The sequence below is a fragment of the Amycolatopsis sp. EV170708-02-1 genome (assembly GCF_022479115.1).
In the GTDB taxonomy this organism is placed as follows: Bacteria; Actinomycetota; Actinomycetes; order Mycobacteriales; family Pseudonocardiaceae; genus Amycolatopsis.
This window is the reverse complement of the sequence record NZ_CP092497.1, coordinates 3,455,356-3,471,585: the sequence shown is the minus strand read 5'-3', so window position 1 is coordinate 3,471,585 and position 16,230 is coordinate 3,455,356. Positions and strand designations below refer to the sequence as shown.

18 protein-coding genes are annotated in these 16,230 nt (G+C 69.0%); 11 read left to right on the top strand and 7 right to left on the bottom strand.

The features are described 5' to 3' along the window. Nucleotides 1–14: 14 nt before the first annotated feature. Genes MJQ72_RS16195 through MJQ72_RS16185 form a run of 3 tightly spaced genes read right to left on the bottom strand, consistent with a single transcriptional unit; the run spans nt 15 to nt 2,785 of the window. Nucleotides 15–638 (bottom strand): pyridoxamine 5'-phosphate oxidase family protein, encoded by a 624-nt coding sequence (locus MJQ72_RS16195; protein WP_240599937.1) that lies wholly within the window; start codon nt 636–638, stop codon nt 15–17. Then, on the bottom strand, nt 631–1,788 hold the full coding sequence (locus MJQ72_RS16190; RefSeq protein ID WP_240599936.1) for an FAD-binding oxidoreductase: 1,158 nt from the start codon (nt 1,786–1,788) through the stop codon (nt 631–633). The genes MJQ72_RS16195 and MJQ72_RS16190 overlap by 8 nt, the downstream gene beginning before the upstream one ends. Continuing rightward, a complete protein-coding gene (locus MJQ72_RS16185; RefSeq protein ID WP_240599935.1) occupies nt 1,772–2,785 on the bottom strand; it encodes a glutathione S-transferase family protein in 1,014 nt (337 codons plus the stop codon). Before MJQ72_RS16185 ends, MJQ72_RS16190 begins: the two co-directional genes overlap by 17 nt. Before the next feature lie 96 nt (nt 2,786–2,881). Here MJQ72_RS16185 and MJQ72_RS16180 point away from each other — a divergent pair, with 96 nt between their 5' ends. Then, on the top strand, nt 2,882–4,258 hold the full coding sequence (locus tag MJQ72_RS16180; RefSeq protein WP_240599934.1) for a wax ester/triacylglycerol synthase family O-acyltransferase: 1,377 nt from the start codon (nt 2,882–2,884) through the stop codon (nt 4,256–4,258). 51 nt (nt 4,259–4,309) lie between these two features. Here the strand turns inward: MJQ72_RS16180 and MJQ72_RS16175 are convergent, their stop codons facing one another. Next, nucleotides 4,310–5,296, bottom strand: a complete 987-nt coding sequence (locus MJQ72_RS16175; RefSeq protein WP_240599933.1) for a sorbosone dehydrogenase family protein — start codon at nt 5,294–5,296, stop codon at nt 4,310–4,312. Nucleotides 5,297–5,575: 279 nt separating this feature from the next. On the opposite strand from MJQ72_RS16175, the gene pqqA reads away from it, so the two are divergent. The 5 genes from pqqA (at nt 5,576) to pqqB (ending at nt 8,636) form a co-directional block, all read left to right on the top strand. Then, entirely contained in the window at nt 5,576–5,671 is a 96-nt protein-coding gene (pqqA, locus tag MJQ72_RS16170) for a pyrroloquinoline quinone precursor peptide PqqA (RefSeq protein WP_007033797.1), read from the top strand. Between the two features lie 85 nt (nt 5,672–5,756). Further along, nucleotides 5,757–6,437, top strand: coding sequence for a pyrroloquinoline-quinone synthase PqqC (gene pqqC / locus MJQ72_RS16165; protein WP_240601340.1), 681 nt, complete (start codon nt 5,757–5,759; stop codon nt 6,435–6,437). Between the two features lie 2 nt (nt 6,438–6,439). Then, a complete protein-coding gene (gene pqqD, locus MJQ72_RS16160) occupies nt 6,440–6,712 on the top strand; it encodes a pyrroloquinoline quinone biosynthesis peptide chaperone PqqD (RefSeq protein ID WP_240599932.1) in 273 nt (90 codons plus the stop codon). Then, complete coding sequence (gene pqqE / locus MJQ72_RS16155) at nt 6,703–7,782, top strand: pyrroloquinoline quinone biosynthesis protein PqqE (RefSeq protein WP_240599931.1); 1,080 nt, start codon at nt 6,703–6,705, stop codon at nt 7,780–7,782. The genes pqqD and pqqE overlap by 10 nt, the downstream gene beginning before the upstream one ends. Further along, nucleotides 7,779–8,636: a pyrroloquinoline quinone biosynthesis protein PqqB gene (gene pqqB, locus MJQ72_RS16150; protein ID WP_240599930.1), complete on the top strand. Its 858-nt coding sequence runs from the start codon at nt 7,779–7,781 to the stop codon at nt 8,634–8,636. The genes pqqE and pqqB overlap by 4 nt, the downstream gene beginning before the upstream one ends. Here pqqB and MJQ72_RS16145 read toward each other — a convergent pair. After that, entirely contained in the window at nt 8,633–9,607 is a 975-nt protein-coding gene (locus MJQ72_RS16145; RefSeq protein ID WP_240599929.1) for an aldo/keto reductase, read from the bottom strand. The two genes, pqqB and MJQ72_RS16145, sit on opposite strands and share 4 nt — an antisense overlap. A 107-nt stretch (nt 9,608–9,714) precedes the next feature. Here MJQ72_RS16145 and MJQ72_RS16140 point away from each other — a divergent pair, with 107 nt between their 5' ends. Both MJQ72_RS16140 and MJQ72_RS16135 read left to right on the top strand, forming a co-directional pair. After that, entirely contained in the window at nt 9,715–10,233 is a 519-nt protein-coding gene (locus MJQ72_RS16140; RefSeq protein WP_240599928.1) for a helix-turn-helix domain-containing protein, read from the top strand. Further along, complete coding sequence (locus MJQ72_RS16135) at nt 10,230–11,450, top strand: MFS transporter (protein ID WP_240599927.1); 1,221 nt, start codon at nt 10,230–10,232, stop codon at nt 11,448–11,450. Before MJQ72_RS16140 ends, MJQ72_RS16135 begins: the two co-directional genes overlap by 4 nt. A gap of 52 nt (nt 11,451–11,502) precedes the next feature. On the opposite strand, the gene MJQ72_RS16130 is transcribed toward MJQ72_RS16135, so the two are convergent. Together MJQ72_RS16130 and MJQ72_RS16125 are read right to left on the bottom strand one after the other, a co-directional pair. After that, on the bottom strand, nt 11,503–12,879 hold the full coding sequence (locus tag MJQ72_RS16130; protein WP_240599926.1) for an amidase: 1,377 nt from the start codon (nt 12,877–12,879) through the stop codon (nt 11,503–11,505). Between the two features lie 8 nt (nt 12,880–12,887). After that, nucleotides 12,888–13,877, bottom strand: coding sequence for a D-2-hydroxyacid dehydrogenase (locus MJQ72_RS16125; RefSeq protein WP_240599925.1), 990 nt, complete (start codon nt 13,875–13,877; stop codon nt 12,888–12,890). Between the two features lie 100 nt (nt 13,878–13,977). Between MJQ72_RS16125 and MJQ72_RS16120 the strand changes: the two genes are divergently transcribed. From MJQ72_RS16120 to MJQ72_RS16110, 3 genes are read left to right on the top strand one after another with little or no spacing between them, the layout of a single operon-like run. Beyond that, the gene (locus MJQ72_RS16120; RefSeq protein WP_016336992.1) at nt 13,978–14,718 is read left to right on the top strand and encodes a maleate isomerase; all 741 of its coding nucleotides are present in this window, start codon (nt 13,978–13,980) and stop codon (nt 14,716–14,718) included. Between the two features lie 44 nt (nt 14,719–14,762). Then, nucleotides 14,763–15,533: a maleate cis-trans isomerase gene (locus MJQ72_RS16115; RefSeq protein WP_240599924.1), complete on the top strand. Its 771-nt coding sequence runs from the start codon at nt 14,763–14,765 to the stop codon at nt 15,531–15,533. A 3-nt stretch (nt 15,534–15,536) separates the two neighbouring features. Further along, the gene (locus MJQ72_RS16110) at nt 15,537–16,229 is read left to right on the top strand and encodes a GntR family transcriptional regulator (RefSeq protein WP_240599923.1); all 693 of its coding nucleotides are present in this window, start codon (nt 15,537–15,539) and stop codon (nt 16,227–16,229) included. Nucleotide 16,230 lies beyond the last annotated feature (1 nt).

The window sequence follows — 16,230 nt, the reverse complement described above, 5'->3', positions numbered from 1 at the left end:
CAACGCGCGGAGCCTCAGTACAGGCCCGCCGCGTATCGCCCCGGCTCGTAGTACGCCTCGAGGTCGGCCAGGGAATCCTCCGGCCGCTCGAAGGTCTTCGCGATCGCCGCCCGCGACGGCAGTGCCTCGGGCGTCCAGGTCTCCGGCGACCAGAGCTTCGACCGCATGAACGCCTTCTGGCAGTGGTGGAAGATCTCCTCGATGTCGACCACCAGCGCGAGCTTCGGCCGGTTGCCCTTCACGATCATGTCGTCGAAGAACGGCGCCTCCCGCACGAGCCGCGCGCGGCCGTTGATCCGCAGCGTGTCGCCGCGGCCGGGGATCAGGTAGATCAGCCCGACGTGCGGATTCGACAGCACGTTGTGGAACCCGTCGGCGCGCCGGTTGCCCGGCCGCTCCGGGATGGCGATCCGCGTGTCGTCCAGCACCAGCGTGAACCCGGCCGGGTCGCCCTTCGGCGAGACGTCGCAGGTGCCGTCCGCCGCGGACGTCGCGATCAGCACGAACGGCGACTCCGCGAGCCACCGCCGGTCCATCTCGTGCAGTTTCGGGCGTGCCTTGTTCGCGGTCCGCTCCAGCGGCGGCGGCAGGATCTCGCGCAGCTCGGCCTCGGTGGTGACTTCGACGAACTCAGACAATGTTGTGCTCCCTCGTCACGGCCCGGTCGCCGGCGAACCGGCGGACGTCGAGCCCGGTGATGTCGATGGCCGGGACCCGCCCCAGGTAGAGGTCCCGCACGAGCTCCCCCACCGCCGGGCCCATCTGGAACCCGTGTCCCGAAAACCCGGTCGCGTAGAAGAACCGCGCCAGGTGGACGCTTTCCCCCACGATCTGGTTGCGGTCGGGGGTGACCTCGTACAGCCCGGCCCAGCCGCCGCGGATCCCCGCGTCGAGCACCGCGGGCACCCGGCGCGCGGCGATCTCGGCGAGTTCCGGCAGCCACTCGCCCGGCTCGTAGCGGGTGTCGAAGCCGGGGTCGCCGTCACCGTCGCAGAAGGACATCGCCAGGCCGAGGCCCTCGCGATGGAAGTAGAACGCCGAGGGCATCTCGATGGTCAGCGGCACCTGCCCGGGCAGGTCCGCGACCGGGCCGGTGAACACGACCTGCCGCCGGTACGGCCGCACCGGCAGGTCGACGCCCGCCAGCTCGCCGATCCGCCCCGACCACGCGCCCGCGGCGCAGACCACCGCGTCCGTCCGCACGAAACCGGCCGAGGTCCGGACACCGGTGATCTCGTCACCGTCGCGTTCGATCCCGACGACCTCGACGCCGGTCCGCAGCACCGCGCCGTGCCCGCGGGCCGCCCGCGCGTAGCCCTGGACCGCCGAGTCCGGGGTGGCCTTGGCGTCGTCCGGCGACCACAGCGCGGCGATCACGCCTTCGGTGTCGATCAGCGGAGAGAACCGCCGCGCTTCGGCGGGCTCGACGAGACGGCTGCGGACGCCGTAGGAGTTCTGCAGCTCGGCGCAGCGCTCGAATTCGGGCAGGTCCGCGGCGTCGGTGATCAGGTACAGGTAGCCGTCGCGGCGGAAGTCGATCTCGGTGCCGTACGTCTCGGCGAACGAGGCGTACTCGGCCAGCCCGCGCAGCCCGATCTCGATGTTGACCCTGGTGGTGAACGACGACCGGATCCCGCCCGCCGCCTTCGCCGTCGAGCCCGCACCGAGGGTGTCGCGTTCGAGCAGCAGCACCGAGACCCCGGCCGCGGCGAGCCGGTACGCGCAGGCGACCCCGATGATGCCGCCGCCGATCACGACGACGTCGGTGCGTTCAGGCAGTGGCTCCATCCGTGTCCCCGATCCGTTCGTCCTCGGGCGGCGGTCCCGGCGGCGTGCCGTCGCCGAACGGGCGCCCGCCCAGCTGCTCCCGGTGATGCGGGGTCGTCCAGCCGGACAGGTCCGGTCCCAAGGGGACGATCCGCGTCGGGTTCACCTGCTCGTGCACCGCGTAGTAGTGCCGCTTGATGTGGTCGAAGTCGACGGTGTCACCGAAACCCGGCGTTTGGAAGAGGTCGCGGGCGTAGGCCCACAGCACCGGCAGCTCGGCCAGCTTGTTCCGGTTGCATTTGAAGTGCCCGTGGTACACGGCGTCGAAGCGGACGAGCGTGGTGAACAGCCGGATGTCCGCTTCGGTGATCGTGTCACCGACGAGGTAGCGCTGCGTTTCGAGCCGTTCGGACAGCACGTCCAGCATCGCGAAGAGGCGGGTGTAGGCGTCCTCGTACGCGGCCTGTTTGGTCGCGAAACCGGCTTGGTACACGGCGGCGTTGACGTCGGCGTAGACGCCCGCGTTGACGGCGTCGATCTCGTCGCGCAGTCGCTCTGGGTAGAGGTCGGGCGCGCCGGGCCGGTGGAGGCTGGTCCATTCGGTGGACAGATCGAGGGTGATCCGCGGATAGTCGTTACTCACCAGCCGTTTGCTCGGAATGTCCACAATGGCCGGAACGCTGATCCCGCCCATGTAGTGCGGATCCGCCGCGTGGTAGGCCTCGGCCAGGTACTTGATCCCGAGCACGGGATCCCGGTCGCCGGGATCGAGGGTGAACCGCCAGCTCTTCTCGTCCTGGATCGGGTCGGCCACGGCCACGCTCAGCGCGGACTCGAGCCCGAGCAGCCGCCGGACGACCAGCCCGCGGCTCGCCCAGGGACAGGCCCGGCTGACCACCAGCCGGTATCTTCCCGCCTCCACCGGCCAGCCGTCGCGGCCGTCGGCGGTGATACGCGCGTCGAAATGGTTGGCGGACCGACGGAACTCACCCGTCTGCGGATCGGTCGGGATCGTCATGTGAGCCACCCTAAAGCGTGAGATGGTGGTTTCGGTGTGCGTAGACTCTGGCACCCGGCGTGTCCGCACGCCGCCGCGCGGAAGGTGGTCCCGACGATGCCGTTCATGCCCGTGACCGATTCGATGTTCCTTCTCGTGGAGACGCGCGAACATCCGATGCACGTCGGCGGACTGCAATTGTTCAAGAAACCCGAGGACGCCGGGCCCGACTACCTGCGCGACATCCGCCGGAAACTGCTCGATTCCGACAACATGCGCTCGGTGTTCCGCCGTCGTCCCGCCCGGCCGGTCAACACCGCCGGCCACCTCGCCTGGTCGACCGACACCGACCTCGAACTCGACTACCACTTCCGCCACTCGGCGCTGCCCCAGCCCGGCCGGATCCGCGAACTGCTGGAGCTGACCGGACGCTGGCACAGCACCCTGCTCGACCGGCACCGCCCGCTGTGGGAGATCCACCTGGTCGAGGGGCTGCAGGACGGCCGGTTCGCGATCTACAGCAAGATCCACCACGCGCTGATGGACGGCGTCTCGGCGCTGCGGCATCTGCAGGGCACGCTTTCGGACGACCCTGCCGACCTCGACTGCCCGCCGCCCTGGGGCCGCCGCGCCAAACCGGACGGCGGCCGCAACGGCAAGGCGTCACCCTCGATGCTCAGCACCTTCGGCAAGACCGTCAACCAGCTCGCCGGTATCGCGCCCGCCGCGATGAAGGTGGCGAGGGAGGCGTTCCAGGAGCACACGCTCACGCTGCCGGCGCAGGCGCCGAAGACGATGCTGAACGTGCCGATCGGCGGGGCCCGGCGGTTCGCCGCCCAGTCGTGGTCGCTGGACCGGGTGCGCAAGGTGGCGACCGCCGCCGGGGTGTCGCGCAACGACGTCGTCCTCGCGATGTGCTCGGGCGCGCTGCGCGACTACCTGATCGAACAGAACGCGCTGCCCGACGCGCCGCTCACCGCTATGGTCCCGGTTTCCTTGCGGCGCAAGGACAGCGGGGACGCGGCGGGGAACAACATCGGCGCGCTGCTGTGCAACCTCGCCACCCACCTGACCGATCCGGCCGCGCGGCTCGCGACGATCCACGCCTCCATGCGGAACGGGAAGAAGCTGTTCTCGGAGCTGACCCCGTTGCAGACGCTGCTGCTGTCGGGCATCAACGTCGCGCAGCTCGGCATCTCGCCGATCCCAGGCTTCGTGAACAACACGAAACCGCCGTTCAACCTGGTGATCTCCAATGTGCCGGGGCCGCGCAAGCAGATGTACTGGAACGGCGCCGCGCTCGACGGCATCTACCCGGCGTCGGTGCTGCTGGACGGGCAGGCGCTGAACATCACGCTGACCAGCAACGGCGACAACCTGGACTTCGGGGTCACCGGCTGCCGCCGGAGCGTGCCGCATCTGCAGCGCATCCTGACCCATCTGGACACCGCGCTCGCCGAACTGGAACACGCGGTCTCCCTGCCCCGCGTCTAGTCCTCTGGATGCGGTGGTCCACCGCATCCAGAGGACCGGACGCGCCGGGGGCTAGCTGCCGTCGGAGACGTACAGGCCGCCCGGGGTGATCGTGTACAGCTGCCCGTCCGGGCCGGCGGTCGCGTCACGCGTGCGGCCGAGGTTGGTCCAGAGCTTGCCGCCGTTGCCGTTCAGGTCGAGCTTGTACGTGCCGCCCTTGAGGGACGCCATGTACAGCGAACCCTTGTAGGCGGCGAGCCCGCTCGGCGTCGCCGAGGACGTCGGCCAGGACTTGACCGGGTTGGTCATCCCGGCCGTGTTGCACGGGCCCTCGCACGTCGGCCAGCCGTAGTTCTTGCCCGGCTCGATCTTGTTCAGCTCGTCGAGTTTGTTCGCGCCGATGTCGGAGATGTACAGCTGCCCGTTCGCCCAGGTCAGGCCCTGGACGTTGCGGTGGCCGTAGGAGTAGACGCGGCTGTTGAACGGGTTGCCGGGCGCGGCCGCGCCGTCGGTGGTGACCCGCAGGACCTTGCCGCCGAGGGAGTTCTTGTTCTGCGCGTTGGCGCCGTTCTGGCCGTCGCCGGTGCCCGCGTAGAGGTAACCGTCGGGCCCGAACCGGATCCGCCCGCCGTGGTGGTACTGCGAGCCACGCGGGATGCCGGTGACGATCGGCGACGGCGTCTGGCCCAGCTTCAGCTTGGCGATGCGGTTGTCGGAGCTGGTCGTGTAGTAGATGAAGACCGTCTCGTCGGTGGCGTATTTCGGCGAGACGGCGATGCCGAGCAGGCCCGCCTCCGCGGTGACGCTCACACCGGGGATGGTCTGGACCGTGGTGACCTTGCCCGCCTTGTCGATCTTGCTGATCGTCTTGGCGTCCTTCTGCGTGAAAAGGCCGGTGCCGTCGGGCAGGAAGTCGATCGACCAGGCCTGGTTGAGACCGCTCGCGAGCTGTCTGATCGCCTGGACGGACGGCGCTTCGGCGGCCGCCGCCGGAACGGCCGCGATCGACACGGCCGTCGCCGCGGCGAACGTGGCGGCGAGAGTACGACGTAAGGACATGGGACGCCTCCTTCAGCTACACCCCTGGAGCTCGGATGGCGGCGGTAGGCGGGTGGTCGGGGTGCACCCGTCGAGTTGGATAGAAACACACCACGTAACGAAACGGACACCACTGGACGGGCTATCGGGCGCGCGAGCTGTTAACCGTTGTGTGCGCCGAGCGTGACGAATCGGGCGCCGCGATCCGCCATAGGTAGGAAACTTTACAAAATGCCTCCGGAAATCGGCGGCACGCTTCTAGGGTGACGGTTCGATCCCATGTGGACGTTAGGAGCGGAAATGATCGAAACCATCGAGGTATGGACCACGCCCGACTTCGTCGAGTACGAAACCCCCATGGAGGTCACCGCTTACGCGGCCCGCATGGAGGACTGAATCCGCATCCGGTGGTGGGGGCCGTCCCCCACCACCGCGCCGCCGTCCCGATCAGCGAGCCGTTGGAGGCAGCCCGGTGTCCGTCATGTCGTCGTCGGAGTTCATCGCGGCTCTGCGCGGGCTTTCGCATCGCTATTGGGGCACCCACCCGTTCCACGTGCGGATGCACGCCGGTGACCTGTCCGAGTACGAGCTGAAGATCTGGGCCGCGAACCGCTGGTACTACCAATGCGTGCTCCCGCAGAAGGACGCGGCCATCATCAGCAACTGCCCGCTGCCGGAGATCCGCCGTGAATGGCTCGACCGCATCGTCTATCACGACGGGGCGAGGGCCGGGGACGGTGGAATCGAGCGATGGCTCCGTTTGTGCACCGCGGTCGGGCTCGACCGCGAAGAGGTTCTCGATCAGCGGCACGTCGCCCCCGGCGTACGGTTCGCCGTCGACGCCTACGTGACTTTCGCCCGCACGAAACCTTGGCTCGAAGCGGTCGCTTCGGGGCTGACCGAAATGTTCGCCGGCCATCTCATGCAGCGACGGGTCGCCGACATGCTGGCGAACTATGCGTGGATCGCGCCGGAGGACCTCGCCTATTTCACCAACCGCATCGACAAGGTCTCCGGTGAGGGCAAGGGAACGCTCGACATCGTGGTGCGGCACGCCGTCACCCGTGAACAGCAGGAGAAGGCGATCGCCGCGCTGTCGTTCAAGACCGACGTGCTCTGGTCCATGCTCGACGCCATCGAGCGCGCGGCGGCCAAGGAGTAGCCATGACCACCCTCGAACCGGGCTCGGTGCCGCGGCTGCGGCGCGGAGTCCGGCTGAGCTACGACCAGACCAGGGCGACGCACGTCCTCCTGTTCCCCGAAGGCGTGCTCGTCCCGAATCCCACGGCGGCGGCCGTGCTTTCCCTCTGCGACGGCGTCGAAGACGTCGCGGGGATCGCTTCGGCGTTGCGCAAGCGCTACACCGGTGTTCGCGAGGAAGAAATCCTGGACGTGTTGTCCCGGCTCGGAGATCGGCGGATCGTCGAATGGACCTGACCACCGCGGCACCGCTGGGCATGCTGGCCGAGCTGACCCATCGCTGCCCCTTGCATTGCCCGTACTGCTCGAATCCGGTGGAGCTGATCGCCCGTGACGGCGAACTGTCCACAGAGGAATGGCTGTCCGTGCTCTCACAGGCGCGGGAACTCGGCGTGCTCCAGGTGCACATGTCCGGGGGCGAACCGCTCGCCAGGCCGGATCTGCCCATCCTGGTCGAGCACGCCACGAAACTCGGGTGCTACGTCAACCTGGTGACCTCCGGGCTCGGGCTGACGGAGTCCAGATTGGACGATCTCGTCGAACGCGGTATCGCGCATATCCAGCTCTCCGTCCAGGGCGCGACCGCCGACCGCGCGGACCGGCTCGCCGGCGCGCGGGCCCACGACCGGAAACTGGTCGCCGCCGGACTGATCAAGAAGGCCGGGCTGCCGCTTTCGGTGAACGTCGTCCTGCACCGCCAGAACCACGACCAGCTCGCCGGGATCATCGACCTGGCCGAGAAAATGGGCGCGGACCGGCTCGAACTGGCCAATACGCAGTACTACGGCTGGGCCCTGCGCAACCGCGACGCCCTGATGCCGACCAGGCGGCAGCTCGACGAGGCCGAGCCGATCGTGCGCGCCGCCACCGAACGGCTGCGCGGCCGGATGGAGATCATCTACGTCGTCGCCGACTACTACGAGAAGCACCCGAAGCCGTGCATGTACGGCTGGGGCGCTCGGCAGCTGACCGTGGCGCCCGACGGGAACGTCCTGCCGTGCCCCGCGTCGACAGCGATCGAGACGCTGGAATTCGACAACGTCCGGGACAGGCCGCTGGCGTGGATCTGGTACGAATCCGCCTCCTTCAACGCTTATCGCGGCGAGGGCTGGATGCCGGACACCTGCGGCACCTGCGATCGGCGCGCGATCGACTTCGGCGGCTGCCGGTGCCAGGCGTTCCAGCTCACCGGCGACGCCGCGGCGACGGACCCGGTGTGCTCGCGTTCGCCGCATCGCGGCGTCGTCGATCTCATTCTCGCCACGCCGGCGAAAACGGACGAACTCGTGATGCGGGCGCCGCGATGAGGGTGATCCTGCTCGGCACCGCGGCGGGCGGCGGTTTCCCGCAATGGAACTGCGCCTGCGCGCTGTGCGTCTCGGACGCGCCGCCCAGGACCCAGGACTGTGTCGCGGTGAGCGCGGACGGCGAGGGCTGGTACCTGCTTAACGTGTCACCGGACATCCGCGCGCAGATCCTCGCCACCGCGGCACTGCGTGCCGGACCGGGACCGCGGGAGATCCCGCTGCGCGGGGTGCTGCTGACCGACGCCGAACTCGATCATTCGCTCGGCTTGCTCCTGCTGCGTGAAGCCGGCGGACTTCCCGTGTGGGCACCGGACGCCGTCCTGGGCGCGCTCTCCGAGCACTTCCCCGCGCGGGCGATCATCGACGGCTACGGCGGCTGGGACTGGTCACCGTCGTCGGATGTCTCCATCGACGGGCTCCGGGTGAGCGTGCTTCCCGTGAGCGACAAGCGGCCGAAGTACGCGCGTTCGTCCACTGAGGACGGTCCGTGGGTGGTGGCGTATCGGATCGAAGACGTCCAGACCGGCGGCGTCTTCGTGTACGCGCCTTGCCTGAAGAGCTGGCCGGACGGGTTCGACGACTTCACCCGCGACGCGGATCTGGTGTTGCTGGACGGAACCTTCTACTCGCCGGACGAGATGGCCGGCACCACCGCGGCCGAGGCAGGCGCCCAGCCGGCGATGGGGCATCTGCCGATCACCGCCAGCCTCGGGAAGCTCCGCCCCGGCCCACGTTGGGCGTACACGCATCTGAACAACACGAACCCGGTGGTCGACCCGGCCTCGCCGGAGCACGCCGCCGTACTGTCCGGCGGCGCCTCCCTTCCCCTGGACGGTACGGAATTCAAGCTCTAGGCGACCCCTTCGGGGCTCGCGCCCGAAACGGGAACGGCGTCGGCGGTGAGCCGGTCGATCTCCGCGAGCTCGTCCGCGGTCAGGTCGATGTCGGCGGCGGCCAGGCTCGCCTCGATGTTGGCCGCCTTGCGCGCGCCCACGATCGCGACGTGCACGCCCGGCTGGGCGAGCGTCCACGCGATCGCGAGCTGGCTGACCGAGATCCCCTTGCCCGCGGCGAATTCCTTGAGCCTGCCGACCACGGCGAGGTTGCGCTGGAAGGTCTCGCCGGTGAACGCCGACGACCGGGACCGCCAGTCGGTCTTCTCGAACGTCGTCCCGGGTGTGAAGGCTCCGGTCAGCAGGCCGCTGCCGAGCGGGCTGTACACGAGTACACCGATGTCGTTCTCCCGCGCGTACGGCAGAGGATCGGTCTCGATGTCACGGCGGAACAAGTGATACGGCGGCTGCAGGGTTTCCACCGGGCGGGTCTTGTCGAAGGCGGCCAGGCCCGCGGCGTCGTAGTTCGAGACTCCGACATGCCGGATCTTCCCGGCGTCGACGAACTCCTGAAGGATCCCCGCCGTCTCGTCGGCCGGGGCGTCGGGGTCGGGCCAGTGGATCTGGTAGAGGTCGATGTGGTCGACGCCGAGGAAGCGGAGACTGTCTTCGACACCCTGCGTCAGCCACTCGCGCCGGGAGTCGCGTGGCCGTTCGGAGCGCGGCTTGATGCCGCCCTTCGTCGCGATGACGAGATTGTCGCGGTCGCGTTTGAGTTCCTCGCGCAGCGCCTTCCCCACCATGGCTTCGGACTTCCCGAAACCGTAGGCCTGCGCGGTGTCGAAGAGGGTGACCCCGAGTTCGCGGGCGTGGTGGATCGCGGCGATCGCCGTGTCCTCGTCGAACGAACCCCAGTCCCCGCCGAGCTGCCAGGTGCCGAAGGCGATCCTCGACACCTCGAGGCCGCTCCTGCCCAATGTCGTCGTACGCATGACTCCAGCAGAGCACAGACATCGGATCACCGCACCGATTCTCCCGGCCAATGAAACCCCCAAATAACTGTTTGACGGTCGACGTCCCGGCAGTCGATACTCGTGACATGTCCGAGTCCCCCAGCCTCGACGGGCTTCGCGTCCTCGCCCATCCCGTGCGGCTGCGCATTCTGTCGCTTTTGACCGGTGTCGCGATGAGCGCGGCCGAAGCCGCACGCGAACTCGGTGAGACACAAGCGAATGTCAGCTATCACCTGCGGCGGCTGCACGAGGCCGGGCTGCTCGACGTGACCGAGGAGGTCCGGATCCGGGGTGGGCTGGCGAAACGCTACCGCCACGATCCGGAGTCGGGATCGCGGTTCACGTCGACGGATCCGGAGGAACACCGGCTTCTCATCACGACGATGGCCTCCGAACTCAAGCGCCGCAGCGAATTCCACGTCCGCGGTGAACGCGGCCTGACGGCCGACGTGGAGATGTGGGTCGACCGTGAGACCTGGAAGAAGGCGCTCGCCCACGCCCATGAGCTGAGTGAGCTTCTGCACTCGGCCGCCAAACCGCCTCGCACCCGGGGCACGATCCCGGTCAGCGCGACGGTCGCGATGTTCGAGATGAGGCGACCGTGACCTCCCTGCGCGAACCGCTGCGCCATCACAACTTCCGCTGGCTGATCGGCGGCCGCACGTTCGGGGAGTTCGGCAACGCCGTCGCCCCGCTCGCGCTCGCCTTCGCCGTGATCGACCTGACCGGTTCCGCCGTCGACATCGGCATCGTCGTCGGCGCCCGCTCGGTGGCGAGCGTGGTCCTGCTGCTGTTCGGCGGCGTACTCGCGGACCGGCTGCCGCGATCGGTGATCCTGCAAGGCACCGAAATCGCCGCCACCCTGACCCAGGCCGTCATCGCCGCGAGTGTCCTTTGTGGATTCGCGTCGATCCCGCTGCTGGTCGGCCTGAGCGTGGTCAACGGCGCGGTGGCCGCGATCTCGGCCCCCGCGTCGGCGTCGCTCACCCCGTTGACGGTGCCCGCCACCCAGCTCGCGCAGGCGAACGCGCTGGCCAGGCTGCTGTCGAACTCCGGCCGGATCGCCGGTGCCGGGCTCGGCGGCATCCTGGTCACCGCGGTCGGCCCCGGCTGGGCGCTCGGCGGGAACGCGCTCCTGTTCCTGGGCTCCGCCCTGTCTTACCGGTGCATCCGTCTCAACCGCCGGGAACGGGTCCCCGGCAGCCGCCCGCTGGCCGAGCTCGTCGAAGGCTGGCACGAGTTCCGGTCGCGCACATGGGTGTGGGTCGTGGTCGTACAGTTCATGGTGGTGAACGCCGTCATCGCCGGCGGGATCGCGGTGCTCGGCCCCGTCGTCGCCGACGGCACCTTCGGGCGCTCCGGCTGGGGTTTCGCCCTCGCCGCCCAGACGATCGGCTCACTCGTCGGCGGGATCCTCGTGGCCCGATGGCAGCCGCGGCGAGCGCTGTTCGTCGGTGTCGCGGTGATCCTCTTCGAAGCGCCGCCGCTGATCCTCCTCGGCCAGGCGCCTTGGCTTCCGCTGCTGCTCGCGGCCATGTTCGTCTCCGGCCTGGCGATCGAGCAGTTCGTGGTCGCGTGGGACGTCTCGCTGCAGGAGAACGTGCCCGAGGACAAACTCGCGCGCGTCTACTCCTACGACATGCTCGGTTCCTTCATCGCCCTGCCGCTCGGCCAGATGGCGGCCGGGCCGGCCGCGCAGCACTTCGGGGTCAGCACGACCCTGCTGGCGTGCGCCGCCCTGGTCGTGGCCGCCACCTGCCTCGCCCTGTGCAGCGGTCAGGTGCGCGGGCTGGTCCGGAAGACGCACGCCGCCCGGCCCTGACGCGGCGCCCGGCCAAAGTGGTAGCAAAGGTCCCTTGCTCCCTTTCCGCAGGTCACGGCCAGGGACGAACCTCCTCGAGGAGCTTCGCGACCGCGAGCACCAGGTCGTCGGAGTGCCGCGGGCCGACGATCTGCAGGCCGACCGGGAGGCCGCCGGAGGTGCGGCCCGCCGGCACGCTGATGGCGGGCTGCTGGGTCATGTTGAACGGGTAGGTGAACGGCGTCCAGTCCGGCCAGCCGCTCAGCCCGCTGCCCGGCGGCACCTCGTGCCCGGCTTCGAAGGCGGGAATCGGCAGGGTCGGCGTGATCAGCACGTCGTAGCGCGTGTGGAACTCGCCCATCAGGATGCCCAGCGCGGCCCGTTCGGCGTTGGCGCCGAGGTAGTCGCTCGCCGAGAAGGTCTTGCCGAGTTCCCAGACCTTCCGCAGCCCGGGGTCGACCTTGGTCTCCGAACCGGCGGGGAAGGTGTCCAGCCACTTGGCCGCCCCCGTCGACCACAGGATGTCGAAGGCGGGCTTGGGATCCGTGAACCCTGGATCGGCCTCTTCGATGTGCAGGCCCGCGTCCCCGAGCGATCGGACCGCCGACTTGACGATCTCCGCGACCTCCGGGTCGACGTCGACATAGCCGAGCGTCGGCGAGTACGCGGCGATCAGCCCGCGCACGTCCCGGCGGACGGCCTCACGGTAGGTCGAGACGGGCGGGGCGAGCGCGGCCGGGTCGCGGTAGTCGGGCATCGCGAGAACGTCGAGGAGCAACGCCGTGTCGTCCACCGAACGCGCCATCGGGCCGGCGTGCGAGAGCGGTCCGAACGGGCTCGCGGGGAACAGCGGGATCCGGCCGTGTGTCGGTTTGAGACCGACGATTCCGCAGAACGAAGCCGGAATCCGGATCGAGCCGCCACCGTCGGTACCGACGGAGAGTTCGCCCATCCCCGCCGCGACGGCCGCGGCACTGCCCCCGCTGGAGCCGCCCGCCGTCGTCGACGGGTCGACGGGGTTGCGGGTGATCCCGGTCAGCGTGTTGTCGGTGACGCCCTTCCACGCCAGTTCCGGCGTCGTGGTCTTTCCCAGCAGTACCAAGCCGTTCTCGCGCAGCCGCGCGGTGACCGGGCTGTCGACGTCCCACGGCTGGTCGGGGTCGATGCAGCGCGAACCGCGCAGCGTCGGCCAGCCCTGCGTCAGGAACATGTCCTTGATCGACGCCGGGACACCGTCGAGCCAGCCGATCGGATTACCGTCCCGCCACCGAACCTCGGACGCTTTCGCCTGCTCGAGCGCGCCATCGGCGTCGACCAGGCAAAAGGCATTGGTCTCACCGTCGCGTTCCTCGATGACACGCAACGCGTTCTGGGTGGCCTCGACCGGCGACAGCTCTCCGGTGGCATACGCGGCGACGAGCTCGCTCGCGGTCAACTTGGTGTCGTTCAATCCGGCCCCTAACCTTGGCGAAGCGTCTCCGACGGCACGTACCCGAGCTGCTTGTCCACGACGTTGCGCAGTGGCTCCCCCGCGCGCCAGCGACGGAAGTTGTCCGCGAACACCTCTACCAGAGTATTACGCCAGCCGACGAAGTCGCCCGACATATGCGGCGAGATCAGCACGTTCTCCATAGTCCACAAAGGACTGTCGGCGGGCAGTGGCTCGATGTCGAAGACGTCGAGCGCCGCACCGCCGAGCGGCCCGTCCCGCAGCGCTCCGATCAGATCCGAGGTGACGACCAGTTCACCGCGGCCGACGTTGACGAATCGTGAGCCGGGTTTCATCGCGGCGAAGGCCTCCGCGTCGAACATGCCCTTCGTCTGCTCGGTCAGCGGCGCGACCGCGACGACGTAGTCCGCTCCGGGAAGATGACGAGACAGCTCCGAAGACGCGTACACGTCACCGAAGTCGGGATCGCCCTCACGAGGACGGCGTCCGACCCCAGCCACCGACATCCCGGCAGCCCGCAGCATCCGCGCGATCGACCGGCCGATCGGCCCGGTGCCGACCACCAGGACCCGGCGGCCGGAGATCCGCTCACTCTCCCGGTGCTTCCACTGCCGCTGCTTCTGCAGGTCCCACGACCGGGCGAAATCCTTGGCGAACGTGAGGACGACCCCGAGCACGTACTCGGCTATCGCCCCGTCGAACACCCCACGCGAGTTGGTGAGCACGACGTCGCTCTCCTGCAGCCCCGGGAAGAGCACCGGGTCGACGCCCGCACTGGCGATGTGCAGCCAGCGCAGCCTGTCGGCCGCGTGCCAGGCGCCCGGGACGGCGGTGGACAGGAAGTCGTAGACGAAGAACGCGTCGGCGCCGGATAACGCGTCGGCTAATCCGGCCGCGTCGGTGTAACGAACCACCGCTTCGGCTTCGATAGCGCGCATGTCCGGTGGGCGCGTGTCTCCGCAGAGCACCGCCAGCACAGGGGTCTCCGAGGCGATCACGTTGACACCGTAAAAGTGGCTCGTATGATTGTCAACAATCCGAGGAACGGACCCCGGAGCACCGGACCTGTGACAGCAGAAGCTTTCCGGAGGCTGAGACTTGGATTTCGACTTACTGGAGTTCGAAGGCCCGTTGGCGCAGCGCGGTATCGGCGTGATCGCCCCCTTCGACCTCGCCCTGGAACGCGAACTGTGGCGCTGGGTTCCCATGGAGGTCTCCCTCCATCTGGCGCGCACGCCGTACGAGCCCGTGCCCGTCAGCATGGAGATGGCCCAGCTCGTCAGCGACAGCAGGCATCTCGCCGCCGCCACGAGGGACGTGCTCCACGTGGAGCCCGAAGTCGTCGCCTACCTGTGCACCTCCGGCAGTTTCGTCAACGGTGTGGACTACGAACGCTCGCTGACCAAGGCGATCTGCGACGCGGGCGCGACGGACGCCGTCACCACGTCCGGAGCGCTGGCGGAGGTCCTGCATCAGCTCGACCTCCACCGGGTCTCGGTGCTGACGCCCTACGACGGAGACCTGACCGGGAAGCTGCACGACTTCCTGGCCGAACTCGGCGTTCGCACCGTTTCTAGCGACCATCTCGGCCTGGGCGGCGGCATCTGGAAGGTCAGCTACCGGACCATCGCCGAACGCATCCTCGCCGCCGACCACGCCGACGCGGAAGCCATCTTCGTCAGCTGCACCAACCTCCCCACCTACGATCTGATCGAGCCACTCGAAAGCGCGCTCGGCAAGCCCGTCCTCACCGCGAATCAGCTCACGATGTGGGCCTGCCTCCGGCGGATGAACCTGCCGATCGTCGGGCCCGGCAAGTGGCTCCGGGAGGTCGACTGACCTCTTCCCTTACGATTGTCGACAATCTGCCCTCCGGAGGTTCCGTGCCCATCACGCCGTTCGCCCCACCCGAGCCGCCGTCCGAGACGACCACCATCGGGTTCATCTACCCCGATCACGCGGCCGAAGACGACTACCCGCTCGCGGAACAGCTCCTCGGCGGGGACATGGCCGGGATCAAACTGCCGGTCGAGCACATCTACGGGACCGATCTGCACGCCGTGCCCGAGCTCCTGGACCTCGGCAGCGAAAGCCGGCTCGCCGACGGCGCCGCGCTGCTGGCCAAACACGAGCCGGACGCGGTGGTCTGGGCGTGCACCAGCGGCAGTTTCGTCTACGGCTGGGAAGGCGCCCGCGACCAGGCCGACCGGCTGGCCGCCGTCGCCGGTGTCCCGGCGTCGAGCACGTCCTTCGCCTTCGTCAACGCCGCACGGGCCCTCGGCGTCCGGCGGGTCGCGGTCGCCGCCAGCTACCCCGACGACGTCGCCCGGCTGTTCGTCGAGTTCCTCGGCGCGGGCGGGATCGAAGTGGTCTCGATGGGCAGCGCGGACATCGACACCGCCGCCGAGGTCGGCGAACTCAGCCCGGAAGCCGTCGTCGAACTCGCGGTGGGCCGTGACCACCCGGCCGCCGACGCCCTGCTCGTCCCCGACACCGCCATGCGGACGCTCGGCGAGATCAACACGCTCGAAACCAGGCTCCGCAAGCCGGTGCTGACCGCCAACCAGGTCACCGTCTGGGAGGGCCTGCGGCTCACCGGGAAGGCCCCGCTCGTCCGCACCTTGGGCGCCCTGTTCGGACAGAGGAGCAGCTGAACCATGTCCTTGCCGGATATCGAGCCGGTCAACCGGGAATCGACCGCCGGGATCATCGCGCGCCAGCTGCGGGACGCGATCATGACCGGCGCCCTCCCTCCCGGTACCCAGCTCGGTGAGACGGACCTGGCCTCCCGGTTCCAGGTTTCGCGGGGGCCGCTGCGCGAGGCAATGCAGCACCTCGTCTCCGAAGGGCTCCTGCGCAGCGAGCGTCACCGCGGACTGTTCGTGATCGACCTCGAACCCGGCGACGTCTACGACATCTATTCGGCGCGCTCGGCCATCGAACGCGCCGCGATGCTGCGGGCATTGCGCGGGGACCGGGAACGGGTCGCGACCGAACTCGAAGAGGCCGTGCGCGCCATGGCCGCCGCCGCGGACGAGGACGACCCGACCGCGCTCTCCTGGGCGGACCTCCGTTTCCACGAGGCGCTGATCGCCGCTTCCGGCAGCAAACGGCTCGTGCGCATGGCACGGACCCTGTTGATCGAGACCCGGATGTGCCTCACCGCCCTGCAAGGGACCTATCAGCAGGTCGAAGAGCGGGTCACCGAGCACACCAAGATCATCGAGGCCCTGCGGGCGGGCGACGAAGAGACCGCGCTTTCGCTGCTGGAAGCCCACATGGAGGACGCCGTCCAACGGCTGGCGCCGGGAACCAGCCTGCGGGAGGGCGAAGCTCCCGCGGTGCCCTAGG